Origin of the sequence: Rhizobium sp. CIAT894, from assembly GCF_000172795.2 — a bacterium.
In the GTDB taxonomy this organism is placed as follows: Bacteria; Pseudomonadota; Alphaproteobacteria; order Rhizobiales; family Rhizobiaceae; genus Rhizobium.
Genome location: NZ_CP020947.1, coordinates 1,147,214 through 1,165,726 on the forward strand (window position 1 = coordinate 1,147,214; position 18,513 = coordinate 1,165,726).

The window sequence follows — 18,513 nt, forward strand, 5'->3', positions numbered from 1 at the left end:
GTAGGCCGCCGACAGCGCCCCGGATATGCCGCCCGGATCGACGAGGCAGGCCTTGCCGCCATCCGCGCCCGCGAGGGCTATATGGCCGATCACTGGCAGGAGGCGGACGGCTCCTTCATGCCGGTCGAAAACCACTGTCCGATCTGCGCAGCGGCGACCGCCTGCGCCGGCTTCTGCCGCTCCAAACTCAAAACCTTCCGTGCCGCCCTCGGCGCCGACGTCGAGCGCAGCGAACACATCCTCTTGGGCGCCCGGCGCTGCACCTACCGCATCACGGGTTGTTCGACGGAGCCTCCCTGGATGAGCGCCGCGCCGCGCATGGATTCCAGGCTCAAGGCCTGGAACGACGGAGGGTGGGGCTCGACAGGCAGGAGGCGCGACGACCCGGACACAGCGGCAGAGCTTGACCAAGGAGGCGCAACCACCTGCTGCTCCGCCGCACGTCGCGTCTTGCTGCAGACGCTTACTTGCCGTAGACGTTTACCCCACCCTCCGTCGTGCTCGGCGTTGAGCCGAGCATCCACGCCACATCCACCAGCGGTCGTTGCCCGAATTCCGGCGTGACCTAAACCCCGTTGGCTTTCGTGCCGCGACGCGGTATGCCTGCCGCATCCCGTCAGCACCTGGATGAGCGCTCATGACCAACCCCGTCACCGTCGAAGTCACCCGTGGCCTGCTCGTCGAAAGCCGCCATCGCGGCGCGGTGGCGGTTGTCGATGGCGACGGCAAGCTCGTTTTTTCGCTCGGCGATATCGCCGCCGCCGTTTTTCCGCGTTCTGCCTGCAAGGCGATGCAGGCGCTGCCGCTGGTGGAAAGCGGTGCGGCAGATGCCTATGGTTTCGGCGACAAGGAGCTGGCGCTGGCCTGCGCCTCGCATAATGGCGAGGACGCGCATGTGGCGCTTGCCGCCTCCATGCTCGCGCGTGCCGGCCGAAATGCCGAGGCGCTGGAATGCGGCGCCCACTGGTCGATGAGCCAGAAGGTCCTGATCCAGCAGGCCCGTACGCTGGATGCGCCGACCGCGCTGCACAACAATTGCTCGGGAAAACATGCCGGCTTCATCTGCGCCTGCTGCCACGGAGATGTCGATCCGAAGGGGTACGTCGGTTACGAACATCCGCTGCAGGTCGAAATCCGCGCGGCGATGGAAAGCCTGACCGGCGCCGTGCTCGGCGCCGAGAGTTGCGGCACCGATGGCTGCTCGATTCCGACCTATGCCGTACCTCTGCGCAGCCTGGCCCACGGCTTTGCCAAAATGGCGACCGGGGCCGGCCTGGAGCCCGTGCGCGCCAAGGCATCCCGCCGGCTGATCGAGGCCTGCATGGCCGAGCCCTTCTATGTCGCCGGCTCCGGCCGCGCCTGCACGGCGTTGATGCAGATCGCCGCCGGCCGCATCTTCGTCAAAACCGGCGCCGAGGGCGTCTTCTGCGCCGCGATCCCGGAAAAGGGCATCGCCATCGCGCTGAAATGCGAGGACGGCACCACCCGCGCCGCTGAAGCCATGGTGGCCGCCACACTCGCCCGTTTCTTCGAGACGGAGAGCGAGGTGCATGAAGCCCTGATGGGCTTTGCCGCCACCTCGATGCGCAATTGGAACGGCATCCATGTCGGCGATATCAGGGTGACCTCCGCCCTGACCGCATGAGCCGGCGCGCATGTCGCGTGAGCATGCTCTCTGGATATCGTAAGGGCAGGGCAAGCCGCAGATCAATCACGCCACGGCGATCGTGTCGTTGAGGTCGCGATAGGGCTTCAGCCGCTCGGCCGGCATATCATCCGGCACGATCAGTCCCGCCACCTCGGAAATGCCGAGCACCGGGCAGGGCGAGACGAGGTCGAATTTTTCCTCCGTCAGCAGCACATGCGTTTCGGCCGCGCAGCGGGCGATATGGCGCTTGATTGCCGCCTCCTCGAAATCGCCGGTGGAAAGCCCGTGCACGGGATGGGCGGCGGTGACGCCGAGGAAGAACAGGTCGGGGCGTAGCTGCGAGATCGCCGCCATCGCGGCTGCCCCTGTCGCCACCATCGAATGTTTGTAGAGCCGTCCGCCGGCGAGAATGACCTCGGCGGTCGGATGGTGCTCCAGTTCGGCGGCGATCGTCGGGCTGTGGGTCGCAACCGTCAGCGGCATGTCGCGTGGCAAGTGCCTGGCGATCTCCGCCGTCGTCGTGCCGCCGTCGAGGAAGATCATCTGCCCCGGCCTGACCATCGCCGCGGCTTTAGCCCCGAGCCGCGCCTTGATCTGCGATGAAACGCTGCGTCGCGCCGAAAAATCCGGCAGTTCCGGCGAAAGCGGCATCGCCCCGCCATGCACCCGTTTCAACAGCCCCTCCGCCGCCATTTCTCTGAGGTCACGCCGGATCGTGTCTTCCGAAAGCGAAAAATCCTCGGCGACGCGTTTGGCAATCACCTGGCCGTCCTGGCGCAGGATGTCGAGAATGAGGGCCTTGCGTTGCGTCGTCAGCATCGTCTCTCCGCACGAAATTAAACGATATGTCGCAAATTGCACGAATAGACTCGACATTCAAGAAATATCATGCATTTTCGTGAAATCCCGTGCATGACGCCGGGAGAGTGCTCACGCATCAAGCGGAGCGATGGAGTGGATCATGTTGATTTTGATTGCCGGGCCTTATCGGTCCGGAACGGGCGACGACCCGGAAAAGATGGCCGCCAACCTGAAGCGGCTGGAAGAGCCCTCGCACAGGCTGTTTGCGGCCGGCCACGTGCCGATGATCGGCGAATGGGTGGCGCTGCCGATCTGGCACGCCGCCGGCGGCAAGTCGGTCGGCGATGCGCTTTACGAGGAAATCTTCCACCCGGTCGCCGGCCGGCTGCTGCAGCTCTGCGAGGGCGTGCTGCGCTTGGCAGGCGACTCCAAGGGCGCCGACAACGACGTGCGCATCGCCAGGGAACGCGGCATCCCGGTTTGGCACCGGCTGGAGGATGTGCCGGGCTGCGGTTGAGGGCTTTTCCCTTCGCCTGCGCTCAGCGCATTCGCGGCTAGGCCGCTCACCCCCTCAACCGACCCTTCGGGCCCCCGACCGGGGTCGAGCCACAGGTCTCGACCCGTCCTTCGGACCCCCGCTGGGGAGAAGAGAGAGCAAGCTGGTTTCCCGGTTTCCACGATAGGCGCTTTGAGAGGGAGTGGGGCGCTGCCCAATATCCCTTCTCCCCTCGGGGAGAAGGTGCCGGCAGGCGGATGAGCGACTATCTGGGTTGTCAAGTTGCACATTCGAATTCTCTTCGCGCATCTCGTGCTTTTGCATTGAGAATGACCAGGAGCTTTCGGGCGAGAGCAATACGGACGACCATCTTCGGCTTGCCTGCGCTCTGCAACCTTTGCCTGAAGGCAGCCAGATGCGGATCGTGTCTGGCCGCGACGGCGGCGACCAGGAACAGGATGCCGCGCGGTCCGGAGCGTCCGCCGCGCACCGGCCGGGGACCGCTGCGTTTGCCGCTGTCGTTGGCAATCGGCGCCAGGCCGGCCAGCTTGACGATCGCCTTGTTGGAGATCCGGCCGATTTCGGGCAATTCGCCCATCAGCCGGGCAACGGTGCGGTCGGCCACACCCTTGACCGAGCGAAAGGCCCGATTGAGGCAGGCCCAGAGCGGATCGTCATCGATCATTGAGGCAATCTCGCCTTCCAGCCTGCTGCCCTGGCGCATCAAAAGCGCAATCACCTCGTCGAGGCTTTCCACGATCGCCCCATCGCCGGCCGCACTGCGGCGCTGCTTTTGAACGATCAGGTCTCGCGTGACTTGGGACAGCCGCGTCATCAGCGCCGACAGGCGCAACTGCGCGGCTTTCGGCGGCGACAGGGCAGACAGCCGCTTGGTCTCGGCGTAATGGGCGATCATCGCCGCGTCGATGCGGTCGGTCTTTTCCAGAAAGCCCATGGCCTCGGCAAAGCGGCGCACATGGCGCGGATTGGCAAGCGCGCAGGCGATCCCAAACTCCCACAACAGCAGGAAGGCCTGCCGCTCGTAACCGCCCGACGCCTCCATGACGACGAGTTCGACATTCTCGGCCCGGCAGAGCCCAGCAAGCGCGCCGATGCCGGCCGCATCGTTGCCGAAACGCTTAAACGTCCCGGATGGGCGGATATGCGCATCCAGCCAGTCTTTCGAAACATCCACTCCACATATAACTCTGTTCACGGTAACCTGCCTTGTGCGTGCGGTTGAAGCCAAGCGACTATTCGGTCGTACGTGACGATGACGAAGATCCCAGGCTCATCCACGGTTGTAACCGGAGGGGGGACGGGCGACTTCGTCACGCCTCTGGCCGGGTGGCCACCCGGCCAGAGGCTCAATCGCTTCCATCGCACGAAATTACTAACGTGCAGATACAAGGGGGCCGCACGGCACGCCGATCATTGCCCCTCGTCCCCGCCACGCAGAGACAAAACGCCATCTCCCCAGTTCCGGCGCACCGATCCCTGCGCTATACCAGCGGCCGAAAGGGAGACGAGAACCATGCTGACATTGTACTACGCGCCGGGAACCTGCGCGCTCGCAAGCCTTATTGTCCTGGAGGAATCGGGCCTCGCCTTCGAAACCAGGAAGCTCAGCTTCGCCAATGGCGAACAGCGCTCCCCGGATTATCTGAACATCAACCCGAAGGGCCGGGTGCCGGCACTTGTCACCGAGCGCGGCGTGCTGACGGAAACGCCGGCGATCCTCGGCTTTATCGCGGAAAGCGCGCCGGCCGCCAAACTGGCGCCGCTCGGCGATGTCTTCGAAATGGCGCGGCTGCAGTCCTTCAGCAGCTATCTCTGCTCGACCGTGCATGTGAACCATGCCCACCGCCCGCGCGGCTCCCGCTGGGCCGACGATCCGGCGGCGCTCGAGGCGATGAAGGCGAAGGTGCCGCAAAATATGGCGGATTGTTTCACCCTGATCGAAGAGACGATGTTCGAGGGCCCCTGGGTGATGGGCGAGACCTATTCGCTCGCCGATCCCTATCTCTTCGTCATGACCGGCTGGCTGCCGTCTGACGGCGTCGATCCCGCCCGCTTCGCAAAAGTCAGCGACCACCACGCCCGCATGCTGCAGCGCCCGGCCGTCCAGCGGGCACTGGCCTTCGACCGAGGCTGATCTGCCGCCATACCGGGCTTGGAGACCGGCACATGTTCAATGTCGAGAAAAACATGATCGTCGAGCTGTCTGCTGATGATTTCGACGCGCTGCTGAAAGGCTCCGCGCCCGCAAATACCCGCCTGGTCTGCGATAGCGTCATCGCCCCTCCTGAGGTCCTGGAGATGCTGGCCGGGATTGCAGCCGAGATCGGCGCCAGATTTAGCCCGTCGGCCTGGATGATTGTCGAGGCGGGCGAGATCGTCGGGCTGTGCTCCGTCATCCGCGCACCTGAAAACGGCGAAATCCATATCGGTTATGGGATTGCGCCCAGCCGTGAGCGGCGCGGATGCGCGACGCGCGCCATCGGCCAGCTGCTCGAATGGGCGCGCAAAGATCCGCGTGTGACGCGGCTCTCCGCCGAAACCGGGGTGGAAAACATCGCCTCGCAGCGTGTCCTCGAACGCAACGGATTTATCCGCATCGGCGAGCGCATCGATCCCGAAGACGGCCCCGTCATTTGCTGGCAGATATCTGCTGATAAGCCGGCGCTGGCTTAAAATGCGCCGACCGCTGCGCACGTCCGGGCGGCCCGATCAGGATCGGGGCCGATGTTCAAACCGCTCGGCAACTTTCCTCGGCGCCCGGAATAGCCAGGCGCCGGTCAGCCGCAACCGCAGTTCTTCGTCGCTGATCATGGTGGCGCGCACCGGCAGATGCGGCCAGCCGACATAATGATCGGTCTGGAAGTAGATGTCGGGCGCCATCTCCAGCAGGTGATCCTTGTCGTCGAGCGAAATCGAGATCACGATCGTCTCGGCGTTCTTCACTGCGGCGAAGCTCTTGCCGCCGACCTTCAGCGCCGGGTTGCCATAGGACGTGCTCTCCTCGACATCGAGCAGGCCGGCTTCCGCTGCCAACCGTTTCAAGCGTTCGAAGATCGCGGCAACAGTGTCTGCCATCGTTTCGCCCTTCTGCCGGGGCGAACCTAACATGTTTTCAGGCGCATTTCGCCAGCGGCTTGGCTTCGGCGGGAAAGCCGGGCGTCCCGAGCGGCAGATCGGCGATTTCGCGCATGGACATGCGCTCGACCTCGGGATGGCGCAGCGGATCGTCCTTCCAGGCGTCGGCCATTTCGGCGTTGCCCGCATGAACTGCTGGCCTCAAGAAAAACTTCAGCAACGACATGGCATGCCTCGCTTTCTCCAGCGGTGAGGATATTGATCGCTGCTACAATGTCGGCTCCGCCAAGCGGATTTTCAATTGAGATTCACGCGGAACCGCTATAGAAAAACTATATGAAAAACCTGAACACGGTCCATCTCAACGGCCTCAGGGCGCTCGAAGCCGTCGGTCGCCTCGGCTCGCTGCAGGCCGCCGCCGACGAGCTCGGCGTCTCGGTCGGCGCTGTCAGCCAGCAGGTGATCAAGGCCGAAGCCCAGCTTGGCCTGGTGATTTTCGAGCGCACCGCCCGCGGAATGATCCCGACAGAAGCCAGCCGGCCGGTGCTGCTGGCGCTCGATGAGGGTTTTGCCCGTCTTTCGGCCGCCGTGTCGATCGCAGGGCGCAAGGACGATACGATCCTGACCATCTCGGTGGCGCCGGTTTTTGCCGCCCGCTGGCTGGTCTGCCGGCTCGACCGTTTCGCCGAGCGCCACCCCGAGATCAAGCTGCGGCTCGATGCAACGACCAATCTCGTCAATCCGGCCATCTGTGACGTCGATATCGGCATCCGTGTCGGCACCGGCAAATGGCCTGACGTGAAGGCCGAGCTGCTCCTGGAGCAGGAGGTATTCCCCGTCTGCTCGCCGGAGATGGCGGCGCAGTTGAAGGAGCCTGCCGATATCCTGACGCTGCCTGCTGTCGTCGACGGCCGCGCCATGTTCGGTTGGGAGGTCTGGATGCGGGAGGCGGGGCTGTCAGGCGCAACACCGGCGACCCGCCACGTCTTCAACGACGCCTCGCTTTGCCTCGATGCGGCGATTGCCGGCCAGGGCGTCATGCTTGCCTGGCAGACGCTTGCCGCTTTCGCGCTTGCCGAAGGTCGGCTCGTCGCCCCCTTCGGCATCCGGGCGCGGACCGGCTTCGGTCATTATTTCGTCACTTCCGAAGGCATGCGCGAGCCGAAGAAGGTCAAGGATTTCAAGGCCTGGATCCGAGAGGAAATGGCCGGCACCCTGGCCCTCTTCCCATAATTTCACACTTCGATCGGTTCTTTGGCCCGCGTCGCCTGCATCGCCTTGTAGGCGGCACGCGACTGGCAGCGTTCGATCCAGGCTTTGATATTCGGATGCGCCTGGAACAGCGCCTCTTCGCTTTGGGCGTAGCGCAGCACCTCGGCGAGGTTGAGGTCGGCGACGGTGAAGCGGTCGCCGACGATCCATTGCCGGCCGGCCAGATGGCCTTCGAGAACCGCCAGCGGCCGGCGCAGCGAGCGGCAGGCGACGGCGATCGTCTCTTTGCCGGCATCGCTGTTTTCGAGGCCGTTATCATAGGTCAGCACGATCTTCACCGTCTGCGGCTCGACCTCCGCCGCCGCCCAGACCGTCCACATCGTCAGCAATCCGTCTTCTTCGACGGTTTTGCCGGAAAGCGGCCCGCCATGTTTGCGCGCGAGGTAGAGATTGATCGCCAGCGACTCGTGCATGACGAGGTCGCCGTCCCGAATGCTGGGGATCTGCGCCATCGGGTTGACGGCGATGAAATCAGCCGAGTGCGTGTTGAGCGGCGCCTGAGGCGCCAGCGGATCTGCGAGCCGTCTTGCCTGCAGCACCGGCACCGACTGAAAGTCGAGCCCAAGCTCCTCCGCCATCCAGTAGACGCGTGAGGCGCGCGATCGATAGACCCCGTAGATTGTCAGCATGAACGTTTCCCCGCGATGTTGTGCGAGGAAGGGTAGATGCCCGATCGGCCCCGGAAAAGTCCCTGGCGCTGATGGGACGATGAAAGCTTTTGATAACAAGCAATTCCGCGAGCTGTTTCAGGCATCTTTCGGCAGCACGGAGCGAACCCTTGCGACGAAGACATGGAAGTCCTCCATGAACGTGCGGAGGAACTTGGTGGTGGCGTCGTCGGTGACATCGCCGTCATCGGTGATCAGCCCCGGCGTGAACTGGATATAGGCTTCCGGGGCATTCATCTGCGGGGAGTTGCAGAAACTGAGCACGCTGCGCAAATTCTGCTGGGCGACCGCCGTGCCGATCGCGCCCGGCGACGTGCCGATCACCGCCGACGGCTTGCGGGTGAACGAGTTGGTGCCATAGGGGCGGCTTGCCCAGTCGATCGCGTTTTTCAGCCCGCCGGGGATGGATCGATTGTATTCGGGGGTGACGAACAGCACGGCGTCGACGGCGGCGATATCAGCCTTGAATGCCCTGCCGGCCGGAGGGTAGTCGGCGTCATAATCGTAGCTGTAGAGCGGCAGGTCCTTGAAGGATATTTCCGACATTTCAAGTTCCGGCGGAGCCAATCGCACCAGGGCCTTGGCGAGCTTGCGATTGATCGAGCCCTTGGCGAGGCTGCCGATGAGGTAACCGACTTTATGCGTGGTCATGGCGTTCTCCGATATCACGCATGATTAAGAACGTATCACACGTAGGGATCATGGCCCTCTGGTCCTCTGAGCGCAAGTCACGCATCGCCGAGGAACGTGACCGTCTCGGCAAGCGGCGCGCGGCCCGTGCGGGCGTAACTGACCGTGGGGTCTTCGTAGCCGATCGACATGCCGCAGAAGAGGACGAGCCCGTCCGGCGGCGACAAGGCCTCCGCCACCGTTTCGCGAACCTGCGACCACGCCATCTGCGGGCAACTGTGCAGGCCTTCGGCACGCAGCAGCAGCATGACGGTCTGCAGATACATGCCGACATCGGCCCATTGGGGCAGGCCCAGATCATCGTCGATGTAGCAGAACAGCGCGGCGGGTGCGCCGAAACAATTCCAGTTGGCGATTGCCGCCCGCTGGCGCGCCTCCCAATCCTCACGGGCAATGCCGAGCGCGCTGTAGCGCTCCTTGCCGAAGGCGGATCGGCGCTCCCCGTAGGGGGATTTCAGTGTGGATGGATACATCTCGTATTGCCGCTTGTCCCAGGCGTCGCCATGGGCCACGCGCTCGACGGCCGATGTCTTGAGCTCGGCCAGCGGTGCGCCGGTCATCACATAGGTATTCCACGGCTGGATGTTCGACCCCGATGGCGACCAGGCTGCGGCCGCGAGCACGCGCTCGAGCACCTCCCTCGCCACAGGCTTGTCTTTGAACCCACGCACCGACCGCCGGCTTGTGACTGCCTCATATACGTCCATGATCGCCTCCATGCGCCGTTTCGTTCAAACGGCGGCGTCCAGTTCAGCCCCGACCCGCAAGCGGTCAGTAGTCCCAGAAGATCGGCACCCAACGGAAGGCGTCGCCTTCGATCGCCACATGGCCGATGGACGGGAATGGCAAGTGAGTGGCCACCAGCAGCTCGCCGGTCGCCGAAAGCTCCCGCAAAAGACGGACGCGGACGCGGGCCGCCTCTTCCGGGTCGTGTTCGAAGCCGTTGAACCAGTCGGGGTGCTCGAACCCGACCGCGAACACGGCGTCGCCGGCAAACATCAGCCGGTCGCTGCCGGAGGCCAGGCGGATCACGCTGTGCCCGGGGGTGTGGCCGCCGGTGCGCGTGACGACCACGCCGGGCGCCACCGTGTACTCCTCCTCGAATGTCTGCAGATGGCTGCCATATTCTTCCGCGAACCGCTTGGCCGCCTGCCGAAGTGCGTCCGGGAAGCCCGGCGGCATGGAGACATGGGAGAAATCGGGCGACGTCCAGAACTTGACCTCGGCCGCCGCCACGTGGATGCGCAGGTCCGGACGCAGCTGCTCCTTCACCCCGTCGACCAGCAGCATGCCAATATGGTCCATGTGCATATGGGTCAGCACCACATCGGTCACGGAGGCAAGATCGATGCCGGCGGCCTCCAGTCGATGGGCCAGTTGCCCGGCGCGCGGCAGGTTCAAGTTCGGGTCCGCCCCAAGCCCGGCATCGAGTAGTATGGTTTGGCCGCCGCTCCGCACCACGACCACGTTCAGCCCCCAGTCGAGCGTCTCCGTCGGCAGGAAATTATGGTCCAGCCAGGCCGACCGGACGGCCGGATCGGCGTTGTGGCCGAGCATCGCGCCCGGCAGCGTCAGCACGCCATCGCTGACCACCATGACGTCGATCTCGCCGATCTGCAGCGAGTAGCGCGACGGAACCAATTCGTCGGGTTTTGCTCTACCGGGGCGTGAGATAGTGTCCATGCTCGTCTCCTCCTGACTGTCCGTTTCTGATGTGGTTCATTATCTCCGTTCGCAACGGAGACGTAATCACACCCAGGTCTAGGAGGCGTACGTCGGACGTAGGGATGGATATGCCCAAGGGCGTGCGGGCGATGCAGCGCGGACTGCGCCATTGTACCCCGGCTTCGGCCCCCTGAACGGCTTCAGCTTGGCTTGCAAAATGCCGGTTATGCGCGTCGCAATTCCTCTACATCGTCCGGATGCCGCTCGAGCAGACGAAAGAGATTGACGACGGCAGGCGGCGGACTGACCTTTCCCGTCTCATAGCGAGAGAAGGCATTGTGCCCACCCCCCGTCAGCGCAGACGCTTCAGTCTGATTGAGGCGCAGTTTCTTGCGAATTCGACGCAGATCCTCGCCGACCGCTCGCCTATCCTGCAGAACCAGCGCATCACTGGCCTGGGCATAACGCTCAGCACTGACCTGATCATACTCGATCTCGCCGCATGCGCCGCAACGAAACCCCGACAAGCCTTCGACGTCCGCTTTCAGATTGCGAAAAGCAATGTGGTGAGTTTCGTTGAAGAATGGCGTCATTTCGGACTTTGCGTCACAGCAAACACATATCCTGGCCATTGTTACAACTCCTTGAATTGGATGACGGGTGCACCGTCTTCCCTCAGCGTGACTTTGATATAAGCCTTCCCGGCCGGCGTATTGGCGTGATAAACATCCTGCCAGATTGTGGTGTCGTTATACGTCGTCATCGACTTATAAAGGTGGGTATTCCTAAGCCCGGAGACGACGTCGATCATCTCCGAAGTGGTCAATCCCATCGATCTCCCGCCATCGATGGCGCTTTTGGTGAAGGCTGCCGCCTTTCGCTCCCTGACGATGGCGATGATCGCCGCGAGGTTGTAGTGGGCCTTCCGCTTTTCCATGCTTAAATTACCCTCTCAGGGTAAAATTTCAAGTCCGCATATCGCGTGATCAATGCGTTCCCCTAAGGTGCTATCATTGTGAAAACGAGCCCGGAGTTTCACGGAAATTTCGTGAAAATGAAGAGGTAAAGCATTGCTCCGGCCGGCGGAAGCAAATGCTTTCATTACGACGCGCGGTTTCGCTCGACGGTCAGCTGCGCATAGGGCGCGCCGCCGCCGGCCATCTCGCCGGAGACTTTCTTCTCCCACTCAAAGCCTAAAACCGCCCCTTCGGTGGTTTCCTGGAAGATGTTGTCGGTGATGACGGCGGTGCCGGCGCCATCGGCGACCGAGACGGCGCAGCCGACCGGTGCCTTGCGCACCACATTGCCGCTGACGACGACGTTTCTGAGATAGGGACCCCAGCCGATCTGCATTCCCCAGCGCGGCGCGCCTTCGATCACATTGCCTGAAATCAGCGTATCGGCCTCCGCTGCAATCCCGATGCCGAAACCGACCTCGTGCTGGTAGGGGCCTTTCAGCGTCAGGTTGCGCACGACATTGCCGGTGACGCTTGCCAGCCTGCCGCCCTCGTCGAAATTGGCGATCGAGATCCCGTTCGCCGCCCCGTCGATCATGTTGGCGGAAACCACCGCGCCCTCGAAGGCGAATTCGACATAGATCGCCGTCTCGCCGGATCGCCGGCACTGATTGTTGCTGATCTGGATGTCGGAGGCCGAATTGGCGCGGATCGCCGTGAAGGCGCAGTCGGAGACGTGGTTGTTCACCACCATCACCCCGTCGGCGCGGAAAATATTGATGCCGTTGCCGTTCTGGCCGGTGCCGCCGTCATTGGCGCGGATGTTGAAGATGCGGTTGCCGGAAACCACCGTGCCGTCCTCCGCCTGCTTCCAGCGATGCACCAGAATGCCGCCATTGCCGCAATCCGTGATCGTATTTCCCGTGGCCGAGAGATTGGCGGAATCGACCGCATACAGCCCTGCTTGGGCAGCACCCGAAATGCGGCTGCGCTCGACCCGCCCACCGCAGCGCTCCAGTTGCAGCCCGTGTTTACGGCTGCCGCCGATCTCGCAATTGTCGATCAGCACCTCGTCGACGCCGGTCAATTGCACGAGCGCGCCGGCATAATCGCCGAGCCTCCGGTTGCCGCCGTCGATGACGAGATTGGAAAGCTCGATGCGGCGGACGTTCTCGGCTGAAAACAGGTGACCTTCGCCGGTATAGACGATCCGCGAGGCGCCGGGCACGCCCGTGATGCGGGTATTGTCGGGCAAAGTGAGATTGGAGACCTTGTAGGTGCCGGGCGGCAGGAAGACCGGCACGTTTTCGCGCGCCGCTTGTTCGATCATCTGCTGCAGGTTGCGGGTCTTGCGGTCACCGCTGTCGGGAATGGCGCGATATTCCACCGCGCCGATCGCGCCGCGCAGATCGGGTTGCCCGGCAGCCGTCAGCGGCGAGGCCAGTGCACGCGACGTCCCTCCTACGACGGCCGAAGCGGCGAGAAAGAAAAGCATGTCGCGGCGTGAAGGCATCCGGGGATCACATGTCATGACCGCCCGTAGCAGAAAACGTGCCAGATGGCCTGCATTCTTTTGGCACAAGCGGGGCACCGGGCAGGCCGGATTGCCGTTGCCGCTGAAGCGGACGGCAGGATATCGCCGCCGATATTGTCCTCTCGTTCACCCTTTCATTTAAGCAAGCCGAAGGAAATGGGGACTACTTTGAAGGGAATTTTAGGGGTTTTGCGGGTACGGCCTTCGGCCGGCGGGGAGAATGGCGTCATGCAGGAACCGAGTGCCAGGCGATGGGAGCCGGCCGATGCTCTGTCGGCCGAAACGCGGCGCATCGTCGCCGCGACGGAGGCGATGATGGCCTCGACCGCCCACCACCTCTCCGAAGGCATCGAGAACCTGCGCCTGAAGGCGATCGTCCACGAACTTCCGGACTTTCTCTACGTCAAGGATCGTGACAGCCGCTTCGTCTTCGCCAACGCCGTCACGGCCAGCAGCCTCGGCCTGCAGAGCGCTGACCTGATCACCGGAAAACGTGATTTCGACCTGTTCGATTTCGAGACGGCGCGGCGGCATTTTGATATCGAGCAGCAGATCATGGCGACGGGCCAAGCCCGCATCGACATGGAGGAAAGCTACTTCCTTCCCGGCGGCAAAAAGCAGATATGCCGGCTGACCTCGAAGATACCGCTGCGCAACGATCGCGGCGAGATCGTCGGCCTGATCGGCGTTTCCCGAGATATCACCGAGCGCAAGCTCCAGGAAGACCTCCATCGCGGCCAGGCGAAATTGCTCGAAATGATCGCCCGCAACGAGCCATTGCCGATGATCCTCGAAGCGCTGGTGCTGATGATCGAGGCGCAGCTGACGGATATCGACGGCTCGGTGCTGCTGCTCGACGGCGAGGGCACGAGGCTCTATCACGGCGCGGCTCCCAACCTTCCCGGCGGCTATAGCCGCCTCATCGATGGCGTCACGATCGGTCCCAAGGTCGGCTCCTGCGGCACCGCCGCGTGGCGCGGCCAGGCAGTGGTCGTCGAAGACATCATGGCCGATCCGCTCTGGGAGGATTTTCGTGCGCTTGTTGCGCCATTCGGTTTCCGCTCCTGCTGGTCGACGCCGATCGCCACGGCGCAGAACAATGTGCTCGGCACCTTCGCGCTCTATTCCAGGCAGGTCCGTCGTCCGACCGAGCACGAGATAAAGCTGGTGGCGCTCGCCACCCACATCGCCGGCATCGCCATCGAGCGCAAGCGGGTCGACGACCGCATTCATTTCATGGCCCATCATGACGATTTGACCGGCCTGCCGAACCGCGCCTTCCTCAAGGAACGGCTGGCGAAAATCCTCGACCAGGCCCGGCGCAACAACCGCAAGGTCACCGTCGCCTATATCGATCTCGACAATTTCAAGGACATCAACGACGGTCGCGGCCACGCCGCCGGCGACGAGGTGCTGAAGGAAATCGCCGCCCGCATGGCCAACAGCGTCAGGGCGTCCGATATGGTGGTGCGTCTCGGCGGCGACGAATTCCTGGTGGTGCTCGTCCACCAGTCGAGCCATGATGCCGGCATCACCCGCCGCCTTCGCGAATTGCAGAAGGCGATCAACCGGCCGGTCCGCGGCGACGGCGGCGAATTCGCCGTCACCTCCAGCATCGGTGTCGCCGCCTTCCCCTTCGATGGCGCAACCTCGGAAGAGCTGCTCGCCAATGCCGACCGCGCCATGTATCGCGCCAAGGAGCTTGGCCGCAACACGTTGCAGCATCACGACGGCGGCGGCGTACCTGTGGGAATGCCGCTCGGCGAGCAGGAGGAACTGCATCAGGCGATTACCGGCGACCAGCTGTTCCTGCAGTACCAGCCGCAGGTCGATGTCGCCACCGGCCGTATCACCGGCATCGAGGCGCTGGTGCGCTGGAACCATCCGGCCAAGGGCAGGGTGCCGCCGGTCAATTTCATTCCGCTCGCCGAAGAGACCGGCCTTATCGTTCCCCTTGGCCTCTGGGTGCTGAACGAAGCCTGCCGCCAGGCGCGCCACTGGCAGGATATGGGCTTGGCGCCGCTGACCGTCGCCGTCAACGTCTCCGCCAAGCAGTTTGCCGATCCGGATTTCGCAACCCACGTCGCCGAGGCGCTGGAGCGCCACCGCCTGCAGGCCCGCTGGCTGGAGCTCGAGGTCACCGAAAGCGTGGTGATGCAGGATGCAGAACGGGCGCTCGCCATGATGGAATCGCTGCGGGTGCTCGGCGTGCGCCTGTCGATCGACGATTTCGGCTCCGGCTATTCCAGCCTGGCGGCGCTGAAGACCTTCCCCTTCGACCGCCTGAAGATGGACCGCTCGCTGGTCGAGGCGCTGCCCGGCGACAAAACCGCCGTCGCCATCGCCTCGGCGGTCATTTCGCTCGCCCGGACGCTAAAGCTTTCGGTCCTGGCCGAAGGTGTGGAAACCGACGCCCAGATGGATTTCCTGCGGCACGCCCGCTGCGAGGAGGCGCAAGGCTACCGCTTTTCTAAACCCGTCTTCCCGGAGGAGATCCCGGCCTTGCTGCGGGCGCGCAGCCTCTGAAGCCGCGTTTCACCAGCCTGCCGGTCGCCGCGATCGCTAAACGCGAATGATGTTGAGCCGCAGAGCGCTGACGACGGCCTGCGTTCTTGTCGTGCATCCGAGTTTCTTGATCGCGCTGCCGATGTGATTGTTCACCACATTTTCCGTAAGGTCGAGAAGCTTGGCAATTTCACTGCCCTTCCGGCCTCCGGCGGTCAGCCTCAGGCAGTCCAGTTCGCCGGGCGTAAACTCGATGGGCTTGTGTTTTTCGTTCAGTGTGAGCTGCGAGAGCCGGTCATAGATAAGGGTGGCGATGAACAGAAGCTTCGCCATTTCGATCATGCTGAAATTCCGGGGTCCCGAAATCGACATGGCGCCGCGTCCGCCGGCGGCATCGTGAACAGGAAAATAGGCGCCTTTCTCCATGCCGTATCGGAAAAACAGCTCAATGACCGTCGACTTCTTGCCTTCGCCGCGATTGGTATTGATCGCTTCGACATCATAATTGAACGGGCTGGTCGATCTCAGCATCCGGCGGATGACAGGACTGTCGATCAGCAAACTATGGGCGTCATAATAATCCACCATTTCCGCCGGCCAGTTGGTGATGATTTTGGTCGCGCCGATTTCAACATTGTCGACGGTGGGCAGCGTCATGAACAGGAAAGCGTTCATTCCAAGGTCCTGGGTCAGACCTTTCATATATTTGAACACTTCGTAATGCGTGTTGAAGCCTGCGGCGACTTCCTCAATTCGATTGAATTCGGCCGCGAGCTTCATGTTTTTCTCCGTTCGGCAGTCGCATCCGCCCCCTGGCAGCCGGGTGGGGAAATACAAGGCCTGCCGCTGCTGCGAAGTAAGCTTATGAGGCAACAGGTCCTTAACAAACAGTGAAGGCACTTTCCGGCTTCCCGGCACAAAGACGACAAAAAATCGTCGATGCCCGTGCGGGAAATCCCCTTGGGAAAATCCCGTGCCGGACCGATGCGTTCACAGTGATTCTGATATCATACTGATTTTATTGAGATATTTCTTTTCTTCCGGATGCGCCGGAAGGGGCCTTATCGGTGAATGACCGGGTTAATGGATACTTAAAGAATTTGCCGGATTTTATCTTCAGATTGCTCGCCCGGCGCAAGCCCGTGGTGGGATCGTGGCAGCACTCGCTCAGGGACCGTTTAAGAGGAGGAACGGGCGGCAATGGTTGGTCCCGGGTGCGAATAGCTCCAAGACCGGCGGCGTTCTTCAGCCAATCTGATTTCATCGGCAAACTTATATTGAGTACTGTAAATATTAGGGGAATGTGCCGTGCCTTGGCAGGTCTTGATCGGAAATGTGGCCGCGGTCTCACTGGTTATTTCGGTGTGGATGCACCTGCATTACAAGCTTTACCGCCTGACCGAGGTCCAGGCACAACTTGGTTTCGGCCTGATGATGGGCCTCGGGGCGGTCTTGTCGATGCTGCTGTCGGTCGAAGTCGGCAGCGGCTACTTTCTCGATCTCCGTTCGACCTTGCTGGCGGTCTCGGCTGTCTACGGCGGCCCGCTGGCGGTTCTCGTGACCGGAGCCCTGACCGCAGCACAGAGGATTTCCATGGGCGGCGCCGGTGTCGAACCGGCGTTGATCTCGATCATGCTGGTTTCCGCACTTGGGCTGGCGGTCCGCATCCGGTTCGGCAGGGGCACGGCGGATGCCAAAAAGGCCGTGGCCTGCGCCGTCACGGTGGCTGCCGTCACATTGACGATGAGCATTCTCCACCGAACCGGCAACCCGCCCGTGACGACGCTCAGCCTTGCGATAATAGCCGGGAAATTCGCCGCGACTTTGGCGGCGGCATCCGTCATCACCTATTTCCATGCCTTTACCCTTGAACGGGATATCTTGAAGGCCGCACTGACCCAGGCGCCTGATTTCCATTATGTCAAAGACCGCAATAGCCGCTTCGTCGTCACCAACCTCAACGTCGCGCGAGATCACCACCGCACCAGGTCTTCGGAGATGGTCGGCCTGACCGATTTCGATCTTTATCCCAGCGAAATGGCGCAGTCATTCTTCGACCGCGAACAGAAGATCATGTCGAGCGGGGAACCGCTGGTGGATTTCGAGGAGCCGCTTGTCGAAAAGAACGGCCGGCAACGCTGGTTCCTGACGTCGAAGGTGCCGTTGCGAAACCGCCACGGCGATCTCATCGGCCTTTCGGGCGTGACCCGCGATATCACCGAGAAAAAACGCCTCATTCAGGAAGCCGTCGACAGCAAGAACGTGCTTTCCCAGGCGATGACGGAAATGTCCGATGGCCTCGCCATGTTCAATCCCGAGGGCCGGCTGGTCTTTTGCAACGATCAATATCGCGCTGCCTTTCCCGGCTCCGCCGACGCCAGACAGCCGGGCGCGCACATTGCCGATATCCTGCAGGCCGTCATGCGCAGCGGCGAGCGGATCGACGTGAGCCCGGATGCCGGCGAAGACTGGATCGAAACATCGGCAGCGCAGCTTTTCCTCACCCATGACAGCGAAATACCGATGTTCGACGGACGCTGGCTCAGGCAGCGCACGCGTTTGGCCGCCGACGGCTCCGCCCTGGTGGTGGTGTCCGACATCACCGCGATGAAGCATTCCGAAGAAAGGCTGACGCAGCTCGCCCTGAAGATGAAAGGGCTGGCCGATACCGACGCATTGACCGGCATCGCCAATCGCAGAGTCCTCGACGAGGCGATCGCGGAGGAGTTTGCCCGCGCCCGCCGTGTCGACTCCGCTCTCAGCCTGCTGTTGATCGACGTCGATCACTTCAAGGCCTACAATGACAGCTATGGTCACCTCGAAGGGGACAACTGCCTGAAGGCGATCGGCGAGGTCCTCGGGTCGGTCACCAAGCGGCCGTCCGACCTTGCGGCGCGATTTGGCGGCGAGGAATTCGCCATTCTGCTTCCCGGCACCGACAGGGATGGCGCGCTGCGCCTCGCCCGGATGCTGCTCTCGGCATTGCATCGGCGGGCAATCCCGCATCGTGAAAGCAGCAAGGGGACGGTGACGGTCAGCATCGGCGTGGCGAGCATATCAGAGAGATTTACGACGCCGGCAGAGCTGATCGAGGCCGCAGATCAGGCGCTCTACGCGGCAAAGAAAAATGGCCGCGATCGTGTCGAGGTTGCCGCAGCCCAAGCCAGAGCGGCGTGAACGGC

19 protein-coding genes and 1 pseudogene are annotated in these 18,513 nt (G+C 62.7%); 8 read left to right on the forward strand and 12 right to left on the reverse strand.

What is annotated here, in order from left to right:
- Window positions 1-27: 27 nt before the first annotated feature.
- Both RHEC894_RS33315 and RHEC894_RS05655 read left to right on the forward strand, forming a co-directional pair.
- Window positions 28-276, forward strand: a pseudogene (locus tag RHEC894_RS33315) (MarR family transcriptional regulator); the annotation flags it as partial.
- Between the two features lie 361 nt (window positions 277-637).
- The gene (locus RHEC894_RS05655) at window positions 638-1,645 is read left to right on the forward strand and encodes an asparaginase (protein WP_085736570.1); all 1,008 of its coding nucleotides are present in this window, start codon (window positions 638-640) and stop codon (window positions 1,643-1,645) included.
- A 66-nt stretch (window positions 1,646-1,711) separates the two neighbouring features.
- On the opposite strand, the gene RHEC894_RS05660 is transcribed toward RHEC894_RS05655, so the two are convergent.
- The gene (locus RHEC894_RS05660; RefSeq protein WP_085736571.1) at window positions 1,712-2,467 is read right to left on the reverse strand and encodes a DeoR/GlpR family DNA-binding transcription regulator; all 756 of its coding nucleotides are present in this window, start codon (window positions 2,465-2,467) and stop codon (window positions 1,712-1,714) included.
- Window positions 2,468-2,609: 142 nt separating this feature from the next.
- On the opposite strand from RHEC894_RS05660, the gene RHEC894_RS05665 reads away from it, so the two are divergent.
- The gene (locus tag RHEC894_RS05665) at window positions 2,610-2,966 is read left to right on the forward strand and encodes a hypothetical protein (protein ID WP_010066995.1); all 357 of its coding nucleotides are present in this window, start codon (window positions 2,610-2,612) and stop codon (window positions 2,964-2,966) included.
- 256 nt (window positions 2,967-3,222) lie between these two features.
- On the opposite strand, the gene RHEC894_RS05670 is transcribed toward RHEC894_RS05665, so the two are convergent.
- Window positions 3,223-4,161, reverse strand: coding sequence for an IS110 family transposase (locus RHEC894_RS05670; protein ID WP_085735979.1), 939 nt, complete (start codon window positions 4,159-4,161; stop codon window positions 3,223-3,225).
- Window positions 4,162-4,479: 318 nt separating this feature from the next.
- Here RHEC894_RS05670 and RHEC894_RS05675 point away from each other — a divergent pair, with 318 nt between their 5' ends.
- Both RHEC894_RS05675 and RHEC894_RS05680 read left to right on the forward strand, forming a co-directional pair.
- On the forward strand, window positions 4,480-5,100 hold the full coding sequence (locus RHEC894_RS05675; protein WP_085736572.1) for a glutathione S-transferase: 621 nt from the start codon (window positions 4,480-4,482) through the stop codon (window positions 5,098-5,100).
- A gap of 32 nt (window positions 5,101-5,132) precedes the next feature.
- Entirely contained in the window at window positions 5,133-5,639 is a 507-nt protein-coding gene (locus RHEC894_RS05680) for a GNAT family N-acetyltransferase (protein ID WP_085736573.1), read from the forward strand.
- Between the two features lie 36 nt (window positions 5,640-5,675).
- On the opposite strand, the gene RHEC894_RS05685 is transcribed toward RHEC894_RS05680, so the two are convergent.
- Both RHEC894_RS05685 and RHEC894_RS05690 read right to left on the reverse strand, forming a co-directional pair.
- Window positions 5,676-6,041 carry an MmcQ/YjbR family DNA-binding protein gene (locus RHEC894_RS05685; RefSeq protein WP_085736574.1) on the reverse strand — a complete coding sequence of 122 codons (366 nt, stop codon included), beginning with the start codon at window positions 6,039-6,041 and terminating at the stop codon, window positions 5,676-5,678.
- Between the two features lie 37 nt (window positions 6,042-6,078).
- A complete protein-coding gene (locus RHEC894_RS05690; protein WP_010068806.1) occupies window positions 6,079-6,267 on the reverse strand; it encodes a hypothetical protein in 189 nt (62 codons plus the stop codon).
- A gap of 110 nt (window positions 6,268-6,377) precedes the next feature.
- Between RHEC894_RS05690 and RHEC894_RS05695 the strand changes: the two genes are divergently transcribed.
- Window positions 6,378-7,274, forward strand: coding sequence for a LysR substrate-binding domain-containing protein (locus RHEC894_RS05695; RefSeq protein WP_010068807.1), 897 nt, complete (start codon window positions 6,378-6,380; stop codon window positions 7,272-7,274).
- Between the two features lie 2 nt (window positions 7,275-7,276).
- Here the strand turns inward: RHEC894_RS05695 and RHEC894_RS05700 are convergent, their stop codons facing one another.
- From RHEC894_RS05700 to RHEC894_RS05730, 7 genes are all read right to left on the reverse strand, one after another.
- On the reverse strand, window positions 7,277-7,942 hold the full coding sequence (locus tag RHEC894_RS05700) for a glutathione S-transferase family protein (RefSeq protein ID WP_085736575.1): 666 nt from the start codon (window positions 7,940-7,942) through the stop codon (window positions 7,277-7,279).
- A 117-nt stretch (window positions 7,943-8,059) separates the two neighbouring features.
- On the reverse strand, window positions 8,060-8,632 hold the full coding sequence (locus RHEC894_RS05705; protein WP_085736576.1) for an NADPH-dependent FMN reductase: 573 nt from the start codon (window positions 8,630-8,632) through the stop codon (window positions 8,060-8,062).
- A 77-nt stretch (window positions 8,633-8,709) separates the two neighbouring features.
- Window positions 8,710-9,378, reverse strand: a complete 669-nt coding sequence (locus RHEC894_RS05710) for a nitroreductase (RefSeq protein ID WP_010069640.1) — start codon at window positions 9,376-9,378, stop codon at window positions 8,710-8,712.
- A gap of 64 nt (window positions 9,379-9,442) precedes the next feature.
- Window positions 9,443-10,354, reverse strand: a complete 912-nt coding sequence (locus tag RHEC894_RS05715) for an MBL fold metallo-hydrolase (protein WP_085736577.1) — start codon at window positions 10,352-10,354, stop codon at window positions 9,443-9,445.
- Between the two features lie 206 nt (window positions 10,355-10,560).
- On the reverse strand, window positions 10,561-10,929 hold the full coding sequence (locus RHEC894_RS05720; RefSeq protein ID WP_010069642.1) for a type II toxin-antitoxin system MqsA family antitoxin: 369 nt from the start codon (window positions 10,927-10,929) through the stop codon (window positions 10,561-10,563).
- Window positions 10,930-10,970: 41 nt separating this feature from the next.
- A complete protein-coding gene (locus tag RHEC894_RS05725; RefSeq protein ID WP_010069643.1) occupies window positions 10,971-11,273 on the reverse strand; it encodes a type II toxin-antitoxin system MqsR family toxin in 303 nt (100 codons plus the stop codon).
- A gap of 164 nt (window positions 11,274-11,437) precedes the next feature.
- On the reverse strand, window positions 11,438-12,805 hold the full coding sequence (locus RHEC894_RS05730; RefSeq protein ID WP_085736579.1) for a TIGR03808 family TAT-translocated repetitive protein: 1,368 nt from the start codon (window positions 12,803-12,805) through the stop codon (window positions 11,438-11,440).
- Window positions 12,806-13,054: 249 nt separating this feature from the next.
- Here RHEC894_RS05730 and RHEC894_RS05735 point away from each other — a divergent pair, with 249 nt between their 5' ends.
- Window positions 13,055-15,352, forward strand: a complete 2,298-nt coding sequence (locus RHEC894_RS05735; RefSeq protein WP_085736580.1) for an EAL domain-containing protein — start codon at window positions 13,055-13,057, stop codon at window positions 15,350-15,352.
- Between the two features lie 36 nt (window positions 15,353-15,388).
- Here RHEC894_RS05735 and RHEC894_RS05740 read toward each other — a convergent pair whose 3' ends face one another.
- Window positions 15,389-16,111: a LuxR family transcriptional regulator gene (locus RHEC894_RS05740; RefSeq protein WP_010063632.1), complete on the reverse strand. Its 723-nt coding sequence runs from the start codon at window positions 16,109-16,111 to the stop codon at window positions 15,389-15,391.
- 528 nt (window positions 16,112-16,639) lie between these two features.
- On the opposite strand from RHEC894_RS05740, the gene RHEC894_RS05745 reads away from it, so the two are divergent.
- Window positions 16,640-18,508 carry a diguanylate cyclase gene (locus RHEC894_RS05745; RefSeq protein WP_085736581.1) on the forward strand — a complete coding sequence of 623 codons (1,869 nt, stop codon included), beginning with the start codon at window positions 16,640-16,642 and terminating at the stop codon, window positions 18,506-18,508.
- The last annotated feature ends 5 nt before the right edge of the window (window positions 18,509-18,513 follow it).